The 18,719-nt window shown below is 44.0% G+C and carries 16 protein-coding genes, 1 other RNA gene and 1 pseudogene; all 18 read left to right on the top strand.

Features of this window, described 5'->3' with window-relative positions:
• Nucleotides 1–38 precede the first annotated feature (38 nt).
• Nucleotides 39–302, top strand: a pseudogene (locus MKY58_RS00005) (hypothetical protein); the annotation flags it as partial.
• 266 nt (nt 303–568) lie between these two features.
• Nucleotides 569–1,051 carry an SsrA-binding protein SmpB gene (gene smpB / locus MKY58_RS00010; RefSeq protein ID WP_339322908.1) on the top strand — a complete coding sequence of 161 codons (483 nt, stop codon included), beginning with the start codon at nt 569–571 and terminating at the stop codon, nt 1,049–1,051.
• 239 nt (nt 1,052–1,290) lie between these two features.
• Nucleotides 1,291–1,657, top strand: a transfer-messenger RNA (tmRNA) gene (ssrA, locus tag MKY58_RS00015).
• Between the two features lie 311 nt (nt 1,658–1,968).
• Nucleotides 1,969–3,099, top strand: a complete 1,131-nt coding sequence (locus MKY58_RS00020; protein ID WP_339322909.1) for a protein kinase family protein — start codon at nt 1,969–1,971, stop codon at nt 3,097–3,099.
• A gap of 961 nt (nt 3,100–4,060) precedes the next feature.
• Nucleotides 4,061–5,818, top strand: a complete 1,758-nt coding sequence (locus tag MKY58_RS00025) for a reverse transcriptase domain-containing protein (RefSeq protein WP_339322910.1) — start codon at nt 4,061–4,063, stop codon at nt 5,816–5,818.
• Between the two features lie 474 nt (nt 5,819–6,292).
• On the top strand, nt 6,293–7,198 hold the full coding sequence (locus tag MKY58_RS00030) for an ABC transporter ATP-binding protein (RefSeq protein ID WP_339322911.1): 906 nt from the start codon (nt 6,293–6,295) through the stop codon (nt 7,196–7,198).
• Nucleotides 7,199–7,224: 26 nt separating this feature from the next.
• Nucleotides 7,225–7,968 (top strand): ABC transporter permease, encoded by a 744-nt coding sequence (locus tag MKY58_RS00035; RefSeq protein ID WP_339322912.1) that lies wholly within the window; start codon nt 7,225–7,227, stop codon nt 7,966–7,968.
• The gene (locus MKY58_RS00040) at nt 7,969–9,141 is read left to right on the top strand and encodes a sensor histidine kinase (protein WP_339322913.1); all 1,173 of its coding nucleotides are present in this window, start codon (nt 7,969–7,971) and stop codon (nt 9,139–9,141) included. It begins immediately after the preceding gene.
• On the top strand, nt 9,142–9,747 hold the full coding sequence (locus MKY58_RS00045) for a response regulator transcription factor (RefSeq protein WP_339322914.1): 606 nt from the start codon (nt 9,142–9,144) through the stop codon (nt 9,745–9,747). It begins immediately after the preceding gene.
• 264 nt (nt 9,748–10,011) lie between these two features.
• Nucleotides 10,012–10,659 carry a TetR/AcrR family transcriptional regulator gene (locus MKY58_RS00050; RefSeq protein WP_339322915.1) on the top strand — a complete coding sequence of 216 codons (648 nt, stop codon included), beginning with the start codon at nt 10,012–10,014 and terminating at the stop codon, nt 10,657–10,659.
• Nucleotides 10,660–10,786: 127 nt separating this feature from the next.
• Entirely contained in the window at nt 10,787–13,105 is a 2,319-nt protein-coding gene (locus MKY58_RS00055) for an FtsX-like permease family protein (RefSeq protein ID WP_339322916.1), read from the top strand.
• A gap of 4 nt (nt 13,106–13,109) precedes the next feature.
• Nucleotides 13,110–13,868: an ABC transporter ATP-binding protein gene (locus tag MKY58_RS00060; RefSeq protein WP_339322917.1), complete on the top strand. Its 759-nt coding sequence runs from the start codon at nt 13,110–13,112 to the stop codon at nt 13,866–13,868.
• Between the two features lie 258 nt (nt 13,869–14,126).
• The gene (locus tag MKY58_RS00065) at nt 14,127–14,921 is read left to right on the top strand and encodes a sensor domain-containing protein (protein ID WP_339322918.1); all 795 of its coding nucleotides are present in this window, start codon (nt 14,127–14,129) and stop codon (nt 14,919–14,921) included.
• A 337-nt stretch (nt 14,922–15,258) separates the two neighbouring features.
• On the top strand, nt 15,259–15,459 hold the full coding sequence (locus tag MKY58_RS00070; RefSeq protein WP_036711062.1) for a cold-shock protein: 201 nt from the start codon (nt 15,259–15,261) through the stop codon (nt 15,457–15,459).
• 80 nt (nt 15,460–15,539) lie between these two features.
• Complete coding sequence (locus MKY58_RS00075) at nt 15,540–15,752, top strand: cold-shock protein (RefSeq protein ID WP_036711064.1); 213 nt, start codon at nt 15,540–15,542, stop codon at nt 15,750–15,752.
• Between the two features lie 191 nt (nt 15,753–15,943).
• A complete protein-coding gene (locus tag MKY58_RS00080) occupies nt 15,944–16,954 on the top strand; it encodes an AraC family transcriptional regulator ligand-binding domain-containing protein (protein WP_339322919.1) in 1,011 nt (336 codons plus the stop codon).
• A gap of 206 nt (nt 16,955–17,160) precedes the next feature.
• Entirely contained in the window at nt 17,161–17,952 is a 792-nt protein-coding gene (locus tag MKY58_RS00085; protein WP_339322920.1) for an SDR family oxidoreductase, read from the top strand.
• A gap of 187 nt (nt 17,953–18,139) precedes the next feature.
• Entirely contained in the window at nt 18,140–18,604 is a 465-nt protein-coding gene (locus MKY58_RS00090) for a hypothetical protein (protein WP_339322921.1), read from the top strand.
• Nucleotides 18,605–18,719 lie beyond the last annotated feature (115 nt).

Consider the following 18,719-nt stretch of genomic DNA (forward strand, 5'->3'; position numbering starts at 1 on the left):
CGGCGGCGGGCGAGAGCGTCGAGGCCAACCGGCCGAAGACGTTCAGCTTCGGTTCCGGCAAGGGCGGCTACAACTCGGCTCCGGCGCAAGGTGAACAAGCCGGCAGCGGACGCCGGAAGAAAACGTCGGGCAGCGGCATCTTTATCGGCGAAGGGGCCGGATCGGGCGAAAGCCAGCGCAAACGCGGCGAAGGTTCCGAGCAGGGCAGCGGCGAAGCTTTTTGGCAGTTCCGCAAAGGCAAAAAGAAAAAGGGTGCCAGCAAAAACGGCACGGCTGCTTTTGTTCGGAAGAAGAAAAAGTGAATTCGGTACGCTGGTGAGAACGTAGAATGAGATTCAACCGGTTCTGAGCTTTTTCAGGAATTTGTGCAAGCTCGCTTTCGGTAGTGCTTGTTTGGTGCACTGGGGATTTATCCGCGGCGGTTTCGTTTGCATCTGGACAAGCTCGGTCTTTGCCTTGATTTTGGCGAAACCAGTTGATACAATGGACTTCTGGTACGTGTGTGGCGACGAACTGTGATGCCCGAGCCGGAAGTCCGCTATTTTGTAATGGGTGAGGAGTGAAAGACATGGGTGGTAAGAAGAGTGACGGGAAGGTACTGGCCCAGAACAAGAAAGCTTCCCATGATTATTTCATCGAGGATACGTACGAGGCCGGCATCGTGCTGACCGGGACCGAGATCAAATCGATCCGAAACGGGAAAGCGAACATCGGCGATGCGTTTGCGACGATCCGCAATGGGGAAATTCATATTCACAATATGCACGTCAGCCCGTTCGAGCAGGGAAACCGGTACAATCCGACCGATCCGACGCGGGCGCGCAAGCTGCTGCTGCATAAGGAACAGATCCATAAGCTGCTGGGTCAGACGAAACAGGAAGGCTACACGATCGTTCCGCTCAAAATCTACATTCGAAATGGCTATGCCAAGCTGCTGTTAGGCCTCGGCCGCGGTAAGAAGCAATACGACAAACGCGAATCCGCTGCCAAACATGATGCACAGCGCGATATACAGCGTGCTTTGCGCGAAAAGCAGAAAATTGCGCGTTAATGACCTGTTATGTGAAAGCTTAGCAAGTTTCACCTGCGTTTCCTTGCATCATCTGTGTCATTTTGGCCGGATGGTGTGATATAATAAATGATGTAAGAGATGCGCATGCCGCGATTCTTTTACAGAATCAACGAATTGCTTCTGATCGTCCTTTCTTTATGGAGGGAAAGGATGCGGAATTAGATTGCTTCTTGTGCTGCAGAGCAGCTCATCTAATCCGGAGAAGCCCTTTATAACAAGGGGGCGTTCTTGGATTCGACGGGGACAGTTCGAGCATGAGTAGCGGGTAGTGGGGACGCGTCCGCTTCATCAACGCTAACGCCAATAATAACTGGCAAACAACAAAACAACTACGCTCTCGCAGCTTAATAACCTGCAGACGTGCTCTCGCTCTGCATCGCCCATGTGCCGGGATGAGGGCTCACTTTTAGTGGGATACGCTGTCTAGTCTCCGCCTGCGGCTAGCTGAAGAAGACAAACAGGCTGACCCTTTCGAGATCCGGTGACGGGGAGCTTGATCGGGTGACATCAAAACTGTCACTACACCCGTAGAAGCTTATGTGGCGTTGTCTTCGGACAGGGGTTCGACTCCCCTCGCCTCCATATGTAACATGCAAAAAAGCGACCTTGACCGGTCGCTTTTTTGCTGCTCATATTCGAAGGGAATAAACCGCTGCGGCTCTTGGGTTTCTGACATCTCTGACGTCGAATGCGACATATTTCTGATGATGTACAAGGTCTACATCTATACAGGCACTTTTGATGTCCTCTTTTGGCTATCCTGCTTGTCTTCTTCCGTTCGCCACAGGCGAAAATGAGAGAATGTTCACTGATGGCTTACATAAAATAATCCTGCATTGACAACCTCAATTAACTTGTGAGACCATAATTTTCAAGTTGATACAAGGAGGATTACTATGTTAGTGCCAGGGGAACTTGTGAAATTCGACAGCATGAAAAACTTCAGATATCTTTCTCCATTGGGGTCTGGAGGAACTGGAGATGCTCATCTTTTTAAGGATGAGACAACGGATATGTTGTTTGCATTTAAAAAATATGCTCCTAAAGATAGTAACAACTCAGATGATAACTATAGACGTTTTGTAGACGAGATCAAAATTCTATTTAATATATCCCACAACAACATTGTCAGGATTTTTAATTATTACTTGTATCCCGAAGCCAAGACTGGCTATCTACAAATGGAGTATGTGGAAGGCACAGCTCTTCATGAATTTGAACCGAGTTTCGGGAAAGACTGGGAAGATATCTTTAAAGAAGTTATATATGCATTTGAATATTTAGAAGAAAAGAAAATATTACATAGAGACATCCGTCCCACGAATATACTAATAGACAAGAACGAGGATGTAAAAGTTATAGATTTTGGGTTCAGTAAAAAATTGGAGTTTGAAGAGACTGGGGGTGAAAGTGTATTTCTTAATTGGCCGGTTACTCAATGGCCTAACGAGACTCAGTTAGAAGGTATATATAACCATCAATCTGAGATTTATTTTATTGGGAAAATGTTTCAGAACATTCTTAGAAGTAAAGGGGAAGTAGAGCGGTTTAAGTTTAATCATATAATAGATAAGATGACTAAATTAGAACAAAAAGAACGTTACGCTTCATTTAATGATATCTCACAAGCAATTTCTGAAGGAGTAATAAGCGAGATTGATTTCTCAAGAATAGAGAAGGATATGTATAAGAAGTTTGCCGATGCTTTAGTTGGTCACATTCTTTATTATAACGATAAATACGATCCAATAAATGATATTGACATTATACTCAATAAGTTAGGGACTCTAATCCGTAGTAGTTCACTTGAAACGTTTATACAAGATAACTCTCAACTTATAAAATGTTTCATTAAAGGAAGCTATAGATACAACGATAAATGCGATATAGAAGTTCAGCATGTGAAAAATTTCTATCAATTAATGGTAAAATTAGATCCATATAAGCAAAAAATTGTACTTGATAATATTCAAACTCGATTAGGTGGCATCACAATTAATATTACTGACGATGACTTGCCATTCTAATTACTGAATTTGTGATAATCTTATATCTGCATCCAAACGGTATGATACAACTAACGGTAATTTTTGGATTGTTACTAACCGTATTGGGCGTTGATTTAGTAAAAAAGCTCTAATTTTGTGATCTATACAAAATGCCGTTATAAAGCTTTCAATTAAGATGTAAAAGTTGCGGATTTTCTTCCCCTATTCTATCTATTTTCAAAATGGCGATTTTGTAACGTGATTTTAAAAAATGTTGTATTCGGATACCCAGCCTTGAGGCAAAGGTCTATAAATAGCAATAGCGGAAAGGACAACTGCATTCTCTATGCTATTCATGTTATTCGTCCACATCAACGCATCCGCACCATCCCAACCTGCCGTCCTCCGTCTTGATGTAGTCCTCGGTATGCGTCTCATGCCTTGCTTACTGTCTAAACAGAAAAGGTGGCCGCCACAAGTAGGAGACTCAGGAAAAACCAATCTATCACTTTGGTTTTTCGTGGAGCTGTGAAGCGTTCTGCGGCTTCTATTCACCTTAGCGGCAACCCGGCTCTCATCAGCCGAGGACATTCAGTTAACTAAATGGTTGGTAGAGAGCGGGAATATCGATGGTGCCGCGTATAAAGCCCTACTCAAAAAGCAAGGAGGTACCGTTCTATCTTCATCCAAGCCTGTTGATATGGATATACCACACGGTTTTCTGCTGGAGCCGATGTTGGAAGTCATCAGCAAGAATTGAGAAAGAAATAAAGACAAAATACAGATGGTTGTAGTATAATATTTTGGACAAACAAGGTGCAGTTGAACTTTTGATGGTGATAATCGCTATCGAATATTTTAATGTATATACACATCGCTATGCACTATTCTAGTTGTTTATCCTAATCGTCGCATATGTATCAACGGTATGATTTAGAAAGGTAGAACTGACTTGTTTGTCTACTTTTTTTAAAAAAAGGTGATTTTTATCAGTACTTCAGTGCAACCTTCATTACATAGCTCAGACGAAGAAATAAAAACTAAATTTAGAAGTTTAGTGGATTTCGAAGATGTAGCAGCACTTTTGGAAATTTCGACTGAGTTTCTTTGGAAGATTCTTATAAGGGACAAACAAATTAACTACACGTCCTTTCCCTTGATTAAAAAAAATGGTGGTTATCGCACAATTTACTCTCCTTCAAAGAATCTGAAAATTCTTCAAAAAAAACTCGCCTATATCCTTTCTTTAAACTTTACCCCTCATAATCGAGCATACGGTTTTATAGAAAAGCGAAGCATCGTTACAAATGCCTCGGAGCATTTGAAAAAAGCCTTTGTACTGAATATAGATTTAGAGAACTTTTTTGAGAGTATATCTTTTGCAAGAGTAAGAAAGATGTTTATTTCATACTTTAAGTTGAATGAAGCGGTTTCAACAACTCTTGCAAATATATGTACTCATCCCGATGGTTTCTTGCCTCAAGGAGCGGCGACTTCTCCAATCGTCTCTAACATTCTCGCTAAGAGTCTGGATAAAGAACTCCTAAAACTGTCCCTTGAAAGTAAGGGGGTTAAATATACACGATATGCAGATGATATTACATTCTCCACAAATAAGAAGGTTTTTCCTAGAAGTATCGCATTTTTGAATGATGATGAGCAGGTAGTGTTAAGTGATAAATTAATTCAGATCATTAAGAAGAATGGCTTCAATGTGAACGAAGACAAAATAAGATTGCAAGATCGTGAAGGCAACCAATCTGTAACCGGAATAACAGTAAATGAAAAATTAAACGTAAGCAGGACATACATTCGTAGAATTCGTTCCATCTTGAATTGTATTGAAAAGAACATTGATGACCTTGACGTTGCAAGGGGAATTTTTGAAAGCAAATATCCATTTCGACAAAGGGCGAAAGAAAACTACCCAGAAATGTTCTTAGTACTCCGAGGTATGATCACTCATGTAGGTCATGTAAAGGGAAAACGTGATCCAATTTACTTAAAATTAGCAAACCGCTTTAACAGTATATCTCCAAAGAAACTAGTTATTAAGTCTGCTGAAATGCAAAAGAATAAAAGAAAAGTCTATGAAGATTATACTTATGTGATAAATCAGGATGATGATATTAAAAAAGTTTACGATCCTCAAAAGGGTGAACTGGTAGATCTTTATTACGGACAAGGGACAGGATTCTTGCTTAAGGGAATAGGCATAGTAACCAATACACATGTACTTGGTACAGTAGTAGAAGCCCTGAAAAATGGTGCTAAGCTTCCTAAAAGTTATCGAATTCATGCATTTAAACATGATTATCAACTGGCTTGTCAACTGAATATTACATGCTACGACCCCGAAAGAGACATTGCAATTCTGACACCCGATGGCATAGACTGCTCATCTATTGGGTTTGAATACAATAAGAGTATCACAAAAGGACAGTCTATTGATTTGATAGGATATCCAGATTATCGGCAAGGACAAGAGATTAGGGTTGAAAATGGTTTTGTTCAAGGTAAAAGAATTCATAAGGGGAGTCAAGGAGAATACATTCGCCATGAAATATCACCAACAATTTATGCAGGAAACAGTGGAGGTCCGGTTGTTAATGAAAATGCAGAAGTGATAGCTGTTGCTGTAAAAGGAGCAACCATGAACGGAGTAGTGCCGAACGAGGTGATTCCTATATCTGAAATTATCAAGTTAGCTCAGGACCATGGCTTACTCGACGATAAATCAATTAATGCACTACTTTAGCATTAGCTTAAAACCTGCAGACATGCTCTCCCTCTACACACCCGTAGAAGCTTATGTGGCGTTGTCTTCGGACAGGGGTTCGACTCCCCTCGCCTCCATTTATACCATCAAAAAAGCGACTGTCTTAGGTCGTTTTTTTGCGTTTTCTTATGCGTTGTGCTGTAAAACTTCGTGGAACGCGGTCTAGTCCCTGCCTGGGGCTAGCTGAAGAAGACAATCAGATTGTGGTTTTTGCTGTGTTCGATTTAAATATGTAGAATCCTGAGCAATAAGTTTGCAAAGCAAGACACCCCAATCCAATGCACGTTATGCTGAAGAAGGGCCTTTAGAGGTCCTTCTTCTTTGCTTTCGTCCTTTTTTCTGACATTTGTCATAACCGGCTTGTGACAACCCACACTAATTGAACCTCGCGCTTTTTCAATATAATGAGGACATCAAGGAACGAAAGAAGAAATTAGCGGAGGTTAGTACAAAATGACAAAGGCGATTGAATGTATAAATCTGGTGAAGAAATTCGGCGATTACTGTGCCGTTGATCATATGAATCTATCATTTGAGAAAGGCCAAATATCCGCATTGCTCGGACCGAATGGGGCAGGCAAGACGACAACCATTTCCATGATCCTCGGAATGATCAAGCCAACCTCAGGAGAAGTTAGGGTCTTGGGGGTTCCATCCGGAACAAAAGAATTACGGCAACGCGTCGGAGCGCTTTTGCAGGATGTGAAAGCAGCAGATGGGCTTACGGTCAAAGAAGTGCTTCAATTGTTCCGCAGTTATTATCGTAATCCGATGTCGCTGGAGCGATTGTTAGACATTTCGGGTCTCCACGCGGATCAGAAACGTCGCGCATCCTCCCTTTCCGGAGGACAACGCCGTAGATTAGCTTTCGCCCAAAGCTTGGCGGGAAATCCAGAGCTTCTCCTGCTCGATGAACCAACCGTCGGAATGGATATCGAGGCTCGTGGCCGCTTTTGGGACACCATCCAAGCGCTGGCAAGTGATGGACGTACGGTGCTCTTAACGACACATCATTTGGAGGAAGCGGGTGCTGTCGCAGATCATATCGCAGTCATCGCCAGAGGACAGGTTGTTGCGGAAGGGACACCAGAACGTTTAAAGGCTCAAACAGCGCTTAGAACGGTTTCATTTCGGGCGGCGAACGCGCCAGCCCAGCAGGAATGGCTCACATTGCCTGGTGTGGAAAAGGCAGAGTGCAAGGGCGAGCGTATTCGTCTGTATGTCAAGGAGACCGATGCATTGTTATTTACACTGATGCAGTCTGAATGGGGAATATCAGATATTGATATACAATCCGCCAGCTTAGAAGATACATTCCTAAGTCTCACCGGTACACATAAACCAACGACGATAAGATAAAAAACATTTTTAGGAGGAAAACAGCTATGTTACATATGTTTGTTGCCCAGACCAAAACAGAAAGTATACGAATTATCCGCAGTCCATTTTTCTTACTCTTCTCCATTGCGATGCCGCTTGCTTTCTACTTTTTATTTGCGAGCATGAATGGGGTAGATCAATCGATTCAATCGACAACTTGGGGCGTCTTTTCATTGATGTCGATGACGGCATTCAGTTTGATTGGTACGGCTGTATCCCAATTCGGTATTCGTCTATCGTTTGAGCATCAAGACGGATGGGTGCGCTTGTTGAAGCTGACTCCACTATCTCCTGCAGTATGGATTGGCAGCAAAATTGTATCGCAAATGGCTGTTCACTTGATCGTCATTGTTGTTATCTTTTTATCTGCCGGCCTTGTTCATGATATACAATTGACAGCCGGGCAATGGATTCTATGCGGATTATGGTTATGGATCGGGAGCATATCTTTTCTGGCGCTTGGTGCCTTGTTAGGAACGCTTAAAAATGCGAATACTTCGGTTGCCATCGGAAATGTGTTACAGATGGGGCTTGCCATTATGGGGGGGCTTTGGATGCCGCTTAGTACTTTGCCAAGTTGGATGGGCTCGGTCGGGGAATGGCTTCCATCTCATCGTTACGCCAATGGGGCATGGAATATGATCGCCGGACAAAATCCGGCAGGCATTGATTTCATAATTTTGACAGGATGCGGTCTCTTCTTTATGCTAGTATCAATCTATATCTATAATCGACGGGATGCGGTCTAATTGAATAAGGAAAAGTGGCGTCTCTTTCCAAAGTCGGAAGGAGCCGCCCCTTATATTTTGTTAACAAATGTCATGATACCCATGTACTTTTTGCTTTATGAGCCATCAAGTATACAGTGGTTTGGCTTTGCTCTGTTAGGCCTATTCGTTCTATCGTTTCGACAATCCTACTTTTATGCAAAGTGGGCCACGCCAATATTGATGGTCCAGGTGGGTATACTTTTAATTTTAGCCGCTGTATTTCACCCTATGTATACGTTTATGGGTTTTATGATCGCTGCTCCGCTGAGCAAACAAAAGCTGCCGATATTACTCTCTATAACGGTCGTTTTCACGATAGCTATGGGATTTATCGCTGTTCCTTACTTGGATCGGATGGGCAGCCTAGTATGGATAGGGCTGGTGCCTATGTTTGGCATCTGTATTCTGCCGTATATTATTCGAACTTCGACCAGGTTTCAACAGAAGTCCGCGCAGCTGCGGGCAGAAACGGCTGAACGAATGGCACAGCAGGAGGAGCGCCAGCGGATCGCACGTGAATTGCATGATACATTGGGACATACGCTGTCATTAATCGCGCTAAAAGGGGAGGTCGTTGAGAAATTGGTCCATCGCCATCCCGAGAGAGCGATCGAAGAGGCTCGCGAAATACGGGAAACGGCACGCGCAGCCTTGAAACAAATGCGTGAATTGGTTACGGAGATGAAAGTTACAACTTTTGCTGACGAATATAAGCATGCCGTATCGTTATGTTCAGCTGCGGGCATACCGCTTAATTTTCAATATCAATCGATTTCAGATTCCAGACCTTCGAATGTAGGAACGGATGACGCTTTAGTGAACAATCCGCTTCCGTTAACACCCTTGCAGGAGACGATTTTGGCGATGTGTTTTCGCGAGACGATTACAAATGTGGTTCGACATAGCCGGGCAACAAAGTGCAACGTTCTTCTCGACATTCAGGAAGGGGAAGTCCGTGTATCTGTAAGTGATGACGGGATTGGGGCAGATCCGGAGCAACTCTCTACTAGCAGTAATGGCCTCGCCGGATTGCGGCAGCGGTTGGTTATGATCGACGGACGTATGTCGCTGTCCTCATCCTCAGGCAAGGGGACGGAGGTCACCTTACATATACCTAGGGTAATACGAAATGAAAAGGTAGGTAGCGCTTAGATGATTCGTATTGTGTTGGCAGAAGATCAAAAGTTATTAAGGGGAGCACTGGCAACTTTACTCTCGTTAGAAGATGATATTGAAGTCGTCGGTCAAGCTGAAAATGGGGAAGAAGTGATGTCCATGATTCAGCAATATGAACCAGATGTAGCCGTTCTGGATATTGAGATGCCGCTGAAAACGGGGTTAGATATTGCGGAGCTGGTTCAAAAAAATAAGTCCGCTTGTCGTGTCATCATCTTGACGACATTCGCGCGCCCCGGATATTTCCAGCGGGCGATGCAGGCAGGAGTTTATGGATATCTTCTTAAAGATACGGGCAGCGATGAACTGGCTGATGCGATTCGTCGGGTCCATGATGGGAAACGTGTCATCAATGCAGAATTGTCGCTCGCGGTATGGGATGATCCATGTCCATTATCGCCCAGGGAGCGGGAGGTCATGAAGTTGGCTGCTCAAGGCTTAGTTCTTCAAGATATTGGAGCACGGCTGTTTCTATCCTATGGAACGGTGCGGAACTATATGTCGGAAGCGATTGGGAAGCTTGGGGCAAATACGCGGATCGAGGCAATAGATATCGCACGTAGCAAGGGATGGTTGGATTAAAGGAAGAGGGCTTGGAAATTATGGAATGCCCCCTCTCTATTACGTAGACAGCAAAAAAAGCAATCTTTAAGCAGCCTGAGTCCTGTATTCATAAGAGCTCAGGTTGTTTATTTTCACTTGAAAGGTTGATGGTTGCAAACTAAAGAAATTCTCCATACAGGAGATGGTGGATTTTTAGACGAGTTTAGGCCCCGCTTGACATCATAGAAAAATATGATACGATTTAACCGACAGACAGTCGGTCTATAGAAAGGAGGTAATATCGTGAGAGTTGTGAAAGAAGCTGAGGAACGCAGAAATGAAATTCTTGATGCGGCGGATGAGCTTTTCGGTCAGAAGGGCTTTGACGGCACAAGTACAAACGACATTCTGGAGAAGGTCGGTATTGCGCGGGGAACATTGTATCATCATTTCAAGTCAAAAGAGGATATTATGGACGCGCTGATTGCTCGGTATAATGTCCGTCTTTTAGGTGCGGCGCAGGAAATTGCCCTAGACAAGAGCATTCCCGTAGTCGAGCGCATGATTCGCGTTGTTATGGCGCTGAACTTAAGCGGGGAAAGCAGCAACGAAATTATGGAGCATATTCACAAGCCGCAGAACGCGCTTATGCATCAGAAAATACAAAGGGTCATAGTCAACGGCGTTACGCCGATATTGACGGAAATCATCCGCGAGGGCATTGAGCAGGGACTATTCAGCACACCGTACCCGTATGAATGCGTGGAAATGATCGTGATCTATGCGAATACCGTTTTGGATGATGATATCGTTCAAATGACGAACGAAGAGCGAGTTCTACGCATACAGGCGCTTGTTTTCAACATTGAAAGGCTGCTTGGAGCCGAAACCGGGAGCCTGATGAGCGTCATGAAGATGTTTGGCGGCGGAAATGGAGGAAGCCATGAGTAATTCAGGGCAGCCTTTCAATAAATTTCTTTGCTTATGGTCGGGACAGTTTATTTCCGCAATAGGGAGTGGGCTTACGTCGTTCGGGCAACTTAAGGTCGGTTAAAAAGCTTGAATACAGAGGTGACTTATGAATTACCGAATCATCCGCAACGATATATCAAAAAGCAAATTAGTTACACTGACAACCACGTTGTTTATCGTTGTGGCAGCTAATCTCGTCTCGCTTGCGGCCATTCTCTTCGTAAATCTTTCCGGAGCACTAAATGATCTTATGACAACGGCGAAAACGCCGCATTTTATGCAGATGCACTCGGGTAAGATCGATTCCGAACGACTTCAGGCTTTTGCGGAGCAAAATCACAATGTCGATCAATTTCAGGTGCTTGAATTTCTTAACATGGACGGCTCGAAAATTCGACTCGGCGCTCATTCCCTGGCAAATAGTGTTCAGGACAACGGCTTCAGCATCCAAAGCGATAAATTTGATTATCTTCTTGACCTTGACGGGCAAATCATAAACGTATCCGACGGTGAGTTATATGTTCCGATAAGCTTTATGAAAGACAACGACATAAAGGCCGGTGACAAGGCTGTCATAGGCGGAAAGGAATTTCGTGTGGCGGGTTTTCTTCGAGACTCGCAGATGAATTCCAAGCTAGCCTCTTCCAAAAGATTTCTGATCAGTAAAAATGACTTTGAGGAGTTAAAGAACCTCGGAAGTATAGAGTATTTGATTGAGTTTAGATTAAAGGATTTGTCGAAGCTCAGTGAATTTGAAACGGCTTATGCTTCGGCGGGACTTGAAACGAACGGACCAACGATGACATATCCGCTTTTCAAAACAGTTAACGCACTTTCTGACGGGGTAATGATCGGGATTATCCTATTTGTAAGCGTTCTTGTTATTGCCATCGCATTTATGTGTATTCGCTTTACGCTCCTTGCGAAGGTTGAAGATGATTACCGGGAAATTGGCGTGATGAAGGCCATCGGGCTGCGTATCTCCGACATTAAGAAGATTTATCTTGCGAAGTACGCGGCGATTGCGGCGGCAGGCTGTATGCTCGGTTTTGCACTTTCTTTGGTGTTCAAAGGGTATCTTCTTGAAAATATCCGGCTTTATATGGGTGAAAGCAAAAACTCATTTGTGGCCTCGTTTCTTGGAATCATCGGCATACTGCTCGTATTCTTTGCGATCATTGCCTATGTAAACGGAGTGCTGAGATGCTTTCGGAAAATATCTGCCGCCGAAGCCATCCGCATGGGCACTTCACAGGAAAAAAACGCGGGCGCAAAGCGTTTGAACCTAAGCGGTAACAGGCTTATCCCCACGAATGTTTTCCTCGGTGTCAAAGATGTTCTCGCAAGGAAAAAACTTTACGCTACAATGCTTGCGGTGCTGATGATTTCGGCATTTATCATTATTGTTCCGCGGAACCTGCACAACACGATTTCCTCAAAAAGCTTCATCCAATACATGGGAATCGGCAACAGTGATATGCGCATAGACATTCAGCAGACCGATAATATGCCTGAAAAGGCTACTGAAATTATAAAAACGATGAGCAGTGATCATACCATTTTAAAATATGCCGTACATACAACAAAAACATTCCAAGCAAAGACGGAGGACGGCTCGGAGATTAAGTTAAAAATTGAGCTCGGTGATCATTCCATATTCCCCCTGGAATATGCCGAGGGCAGAGCACCCACCGCAGAAAACGAAATTGCGCTTTCGGTTATGAATGCGAGTGAGCTGGGCAAAAAGGTCGGAGAAACCATTACACTGGTGACAGAGGGAAAGGAGAGGGATCTCTCAGTAAGCGGTATTTACTCCGACATTACCAACGGAGGCAAAACCGCAAAGGCTGTGTTCACCGATCATTCGGCGGACGTGATGTGGTACGTGATCTCTGCAGAGCTTTTGGATCAATCCCTTATCAAAGGTAAGGTTTCGGAATATGCAGACAGGTTTGCTTATGCAAAAGTTGCGGACATTGAGGAATACATGGAACAGACCTACGGCTCCACAATAAACTCCGTCGGAAAGGCTTCTAATGCTGCTATTGCGGCTGCGCTAGTGATAACCGTACTGGTGACATTGTTGTTTATGAAAATGCTTGTCGCCAAAGATAAACACTCGATTGCCGTCATGAAAGCGTTCGGTTTCACAGACTCGGATATTAAGGCGCAGTATGTATCACGTTCGGCATTTGTTATGGTTGTCGGAATTGTTCTCGGCACGCTTCTGGCTAATACGCTCGGAGAGATGCTTGCAGGCGCGATGATTTCTTCCTTTGGGGCGTCAACGTTTCGTTTTACGGTCAATCCGCTGTCCGCTTATCTGCTTAGTCCGTTAATGATGATAGGTTCGGTACTTATTGCAACCATCATCGGTATATCAGGCGCGGGACAAATCAAAATTTCCGAGAACATAAGGGAGTAGGCATATGAAGAAGATCATTATTGGTGATCATATCGTAAAATCTTTCGGCGAGGGCGATGACAAGCGCAATGTTCTGGATGGAGTGTCCGCCTATATAAACGAGGGCGAGTTCGTTGCGGTTATGGGACCTTCGGGCTCGGGAAAATCAACGCTGATGTTTGCACTGAGCGGGACCGATGGCGTAAATGGAGGAAAAGTCGTTGTTGACGGCAGGGATCTATCGGAGATCGGGGAGAATGAGCTTTCAGACATCCGCAGAACGAAAATGGGATTTGTATTTCAACAGCCAACGATGCTGAAAAGTCTGAATATCCTCGACAACATCATTCTTCCCTCCATGCGGGACAATAGAAAAAACGTCGCGAAAATTACGGAGAGGGCAAGAGCACTTATGAAAAGGACAGGCATTGCGGAGCTTGGAAAGCGTGACATTACGCAGGTTTCGGGAGGTCAGCTCCAGCGCGCGGCAATATGCCGTGCGCTGATGAACAGTCCGAGCATTATCTTCGGCGACGAGCCTACGGGTGCGCTCAACTCAAAAACCGCGCAGGAGATCATGGACATCTTTTCCGAAATCAACGAAGAGGGTACTGCGGTAATGCTTGTCACTCACGACGCCAAGGTTGCGGCGCGGACGGAGCGCATTATGTTCATGCGTGACGGCACAATCGTAAGCGATTTGAAACTTCCGAAGTTTAATGGGACGGAAATGGATGTTAGGGTCGAGAAGGTAACGGCGAAAATGAGGGAAATCGGAATATAGTTTTAATCCAATCATTCTTGTGCAAAAAATCCGAATAAAATTCACAGGATGGATTCCCTATGTACCCTTATCCCCATTTCATGTGTTTTCATCTTCACTTTTGGTGAAGAATAAGTTCATCTGAGCCGGCCGATCCCTAGTCTTAAGTCTAGGTTCAGACCCCCCTTGAGACGGTTATGTCAGCCCAATAAGGCGGTTATAATGAATCTATATAACTCGCTGATACGTGATATAGGAAGCCAAAAGGGGTGTTTGAATTTGAAAGCAATAGAAGCGACGAACACGGCGCGGGCAGGTAAGGTGAAATGGGTCCTTTTTAATCCTAAAACCTACGCAACGATCCTCTATTTATTGCTATCCCTCCCGTTAGGGATTATTTATTTTACAGTAGCGATAACAGGACTGGCATTATCCATCGGATTAACTCCCATATTTATCGGAATACCGCTGTTCTTTGGCGTAGCGAAGCTGTTGAACGGGATTGTGCTTTTTGAACAAAGCATGATTAGACAAATTTTGGGTTTGCCTGCTCCTACCGTTTCGTATTCCTACAATCAACAGCCTGAAGCTGGGCAGAACTGGTTTATGCGAATGGTGAGAGGTTTTGAGGGCGGACTATTCATTCGAAATCTGCTGCTTGTATTCCTGAGATTTGTAACGGGTATCGTATTCTTTGTTATTATGGTTACCGTGATTTCACTGGGACTCGGATTAATTGCGCTTCCCGTCGTGCATATCATATTGATGAATGAAATCCAGCTTGATATTTTAGAAAATAGCTTGTTTAGTTACTTTCATATCGATTGGACTTATAATCAGCAATATCTGCTGTACGTTGGCGTTGGCCTTGTCCTGTTCTGGGTCGCGCTGCGCGTCGTGAATGGGCTCATGCAAATTCAGCGCAGAATCATGTATGTAGATGAGCCATATCAGCAGCCGTCAGTACCGCCAATGGAAGAACAAATACATGCGTCCGTTCAGTCGCGATATTATGAGTACCAAGAGGATCACCCCACTCAAGGGATGATGCAGCCAGCCCATAGAGAGCTTTAGAAGCTCTCTTTTTTATGACCGCTACTTGGCGAACCGTAACCTCATCAATACACTCCGGCGAATTGTGGATTTACCAAGCCGCTGTTCGCCTTTAAGGATCACACAGGAAAGTTTATGCGGTGTCGTACTGCAGGATGAGGCGAAGGAAATAAAATGGAAACAAAAGCAAAACAAGCTTGTAAACGAACTCCGGTTGTGTTATAGTTGATTTATTAGAATTTGAACCTGAGATCACATATTGTAGAGGGTTAGATTTTGATATGTAGCCTTGTACAATATGTGATTTTTTTTTAAATTCAAAGATCATGTAAAAATAAAAATATGGAGGTAATTGACCATGACACAAGGAACAGTAAAATGGTTTAATGCAGACAAAGGATTCGGTTTTATCGAGGTTGAAGGCGGAGACGACGTATTTGTGCACTTCAGTGCAATCGTTGGCGACGGCTTCAAATCTTTGGACGAAGGTCAAAGAGTCGAATTTAATGTCGTTCAAGGCAATCGCGGCCCGCAGGCTGAGAATGTCGTTAAACTGTAAAACTGTAGTTGAAAGGTCCCGCACTTAGTGTCGGGGCCTTTTTTTCGCTCATGATTCCAGAAGAGAAAGAGGGATGCTGCTTGTACGATTCGCGGAAAAGACTGATGATGGAACTTCCAGAGGAAATGACGACGATATGGTCATGCACGAATGAAAAGTGCAACGGATGGATGAGGGATAATTTTGTTTTTTTGATTCAACCCATTTGTGTCCAATGCCATTCCTTCATGGAGAAGAGCGAGAAAATGCTGCCTGTTTTAGAAAATACAAGTCCTAATCAGACGAAGCACTAAATCAAACGAGGGCCGGTGACACCACAATGGCCGCCATTTACACCCGTAGAAATCTATGTGGCGTTATCTTCGGAAAAGGTTTTACTCCCCTCGTCTCCATAAAGAGTCAAAAACTATATAAAAGGGCAGTCAGGATGTATCCTGGCTGACCTTTTATTTTTTTAGGTTAGCATCTAAAGGAGTTATAGGTTATGAAATCCGACCGTATAAAATTCCCGTCAGGATATTGGGCGGGACTACAACTATTGGGAATTTCTCCGCGCGACGTAGCGAGCAAAGCTCGGTTGCCGCTCAGCATGATGACAGAATCGGCTGGCGTCACCGCAGCCCAGTATTTTAAAATCTGGCAAGCTTACTCCGATCTCGTTGGTGACACTGCCGTTGGAATCATCAAACTTGCAACCGTGTTTGAGACGGCACAGTACCCGCCGCCCGTCTTGGCGACTTACCATGCGCATGATTATCGTGACGCTCTTTACCGAATGGCCAGGTACAAACAACTGTGCCCTCCGGAAAGCTTGCGTATAACCGAAGAGGGCGAGGTCTGTACGATCGAATTGGAATGGACGCACAGAGAGGAGCCTGTACCGCCCGTGCTGGTTGGAGCTACACTGGCCCTTCTTCTGGAGCTTGGGCGACGGGGTACGGGCTTGCCTTTAACTGCACGGTCCGTAGAATTTTCTCACCCGATGGGGGGTGTAAAGGCCCTCGAAGCTTATTTCGGGTGTCCGATCCGGACGGGTGCAACCGCCAACCGATTGACGCTGCATCGAAGAGACCTGGATCGCCCCTTTATTTCGCATAATAAAGAGTTGCTGGAGATCTTGACTCCAGTATTGGACCAATCATTGGAGGAGGATCGCAACCGTTCAATCTCTGAGATCGTCAGACGGATCTTGAAGCGCAGTTTAATCGGAGGGGGCCTGGACATTCGGGCTGTGGCAAGCGAGCTTTGCATGAGCGATCGTACCTTGCAGCGCCGTCTTACTGGCGAAGGTACAACTTTCAAGCAGTTGTTGACACAGGTTCGGCATGAACAGGCTCGAGAATACTTGGCAGAACCCGAGCTTAACATTAAAGAAGTGGCTTATTTAATTGGATATGAAGACCAAAACTCGTTTTACCGCGCCTTTCGCCTTTGGGAAGGCGATACTCCTACCAATTGGCGTTCCGAACATTTAAGGGCAAACCCAACGTCATAGAATCCGGGCCTTAACTCGTTCCTAACATGGCTGGCATTTTCCGGCTTCATTATATTTGGCGGGGTAGACAAGAAATTTGGCGTTGTACGCTAGTTACCGGACGGTCCGGACAAAGTAACATAATCCCTATCCGGAGCACAAGGATGTTCCAGGAATAATTTCTAATTCAGCTTGATGTGAATGACAACAAAGGAGACACCTAAGTTATGGATATGGGATTAAAGAACAAAACGGCTTTGGTAACCGGATCGACGAAAGGGATAGGGAAAGCCATTGCCATTGAACTTGCCAGAGAAGGCGTCAATGTCCTCGTTAACGGACGGGAGCATGAAGAGGTAGAACGAACCGTTAATGAATTGAAGTCGGAGTTCCCGGCTACTTCTCCTCAGAATGCAACGGCCGATCTTGTGGATTTGCAGCAAAGAGAAGCGTTGTTCGAGAAATATCCCCACGTCGATATTCTGGTGAACAATATGGGGATTTATGAAATCATGCCTTATGAGGACGTTGACGATGAAATATGGGAAAAATACTTCCGCACGAATGTCCTTGCCGCGAATGGATTATCTAAATTTTATTTGCCTAACATGTTGAATAACAATGATGGGCGAATCATCTTTATTGCAAGTGAAGAAGCCATTATGCCATCAGGGCAAATGCCTCAGTATTGCATGACCAAATCCATGTTATTATCGCTGTCAAAAAGCTTATCTAAGCTAACCGCAGGAACGGAAGTCACATCCAATACGATCATGCCGGGCCCAACGCTTTCCGAAAACGTATATCAGATCATTGACAGTATGTTTCCTGAAGATATGGCATTTTCGGAAAAAGAGAAAAAATTTATGGCTGCAAACCTGCCCCAATCCGAAATACAGCGATTTATCAAGCCTTTTGAAATAGGCAGGCTGGTTGCGTTCGTCTGCAGCCCCTATGCATCCGCATTCAAAGGTTCTCCGATCCGTATGGATGGGGGCATGGTGCCTACGATTTTTTAACATCATATGTGGTCTTTAAGGAAGGCTGCTTTCCGAATCCATCGGAAGGCGGCCTTTTTTCTATATTCAAGAAAATGTTATGAGCTGTATAATAAACAGGAAAGGATTGGATTTATAGTCATGAAAAAGTAATCTTTAAAAATATATCACTTCATTAAAAAGCAAAATTTGAAAGGGAGCGTTTTGTTTGAAAGGCTCAAAATTAGTAGTTATCATGTCGTTGATATTGCTATTAACTACAGGTTGTTTTTCTGAAAAAACATCTTCTGATAAAGTAACCCAGCTTGCAACATTAAATGGTGAAAGCGAGCATTGGCAGCTGCAAGGATATAAATTGAAAATTGAAGGGGATACCCTTTTTGCCGGGGATGGTGAATTACACTATAAGTTTGATGAAAAAATAACTGATCGTGGTTCATTTAGGACGGTTGCAGTAATTGATGATAAAGAAATTGTTTTACAAGAAACGAAAATTGTAAGTGAAGGAAGAAATTTCAATAAGCAAGATACAGGTAAAGCGGAATTAAAAGTGCCTATGAATAACGAACGCGAAAAAATTACCTTTATAAATAAAGATAAAATATATGGGATAATAGAATGGATATCACAAGAAGGAAAACGGATGAAAGAAACTATAAAGTTTAGCGAATAAAATGATTGTTTGCTTCACTAACGGGAAACAACAGCTCGAAACATTTTGTTTTCCCTTTGCTGTGGAAATTCACTGAGCAACAACAATATTATAGAAAAGAGCCTATTTATTTTTA

The organism is Paenibacillus sp. FSL W8-0194, assembly GCF_037969745.1.
In the GTDB taxonomy this organism is placed as follows: domain Bacteria; phylum Bacillota; class Bacilli; order Paenibacillales; family Paenibacillaceae; genus Paenibacillus_AQ; species Paenibacillus_AQ cookii.

Coding starts and splice junctions, on each gene's coding strand:
- MKY58_RS00055 (WP_339322916.1), top strand. CDS start 10,787: ATGAATTACCGAATCATCCGCAACGATATATCAAAAAGCAAATTAGTT.
- MKY58_RS00030 (WP_339322911.1), top strand. CDS start 6,293: ATGACAAAGGCGATTGAATGTATAAATCTGGTGAAGAAATTCGGCGAT.
- MKY58_RS00020 (WP_339322909.1), top strand. CDS start 1,969: ATGTTAGTGCCAGGGGAACTTGTGAAATTCGACAGCATGAAAAACTTC.
- MKY58_RS00060 (WP_339322917.1), top strand. CDS start 13,110: ATGAAGAAGATCATTATTGGTGATCATATCGTAAAATCTTTCGGCGAG.
- MKY58_RS00080 (WP_339322919.1), top strand. CDS start 15,944: ATGAAATCCGACCGTATAAAATTCCCGTCAGGATATTGGGCGGGACTA.
- MKY58_RS00070 (WP_036711062.1), top strand. CDS start 15,259: ATGACACAAGGAACAGTAAAATGGTTTAATGCAGACAAAGGATTCGGT.
- MKY58_RS00035 (WP_339322912.1), top strand. CDS start 7,225: ATGTTACATATGTTTGTTGCCCAGACCAAAACAGAAAGTATACGAATT.
- smpB (WP_339322908.1), top strand. CDS start 569: ATGGGTGGTAAGAAGAGTGACGGGAAGGTACTGGCCCAGAACAAGAAA.
- MKY58_RS00085 (WP_339322920.1), top strand. CDS start 17,161: ATGGATATGGGATTAAAGAACAAAACGGCTTTGGTAACCGGATCGACG.
- MKY58_RS00045 (WP_339322914.1), top strand. CDS start 9,142: ATGATTCGTATTGTGTTGGCAGAAGATCAAAAGTTATTAAGGGGAGCA.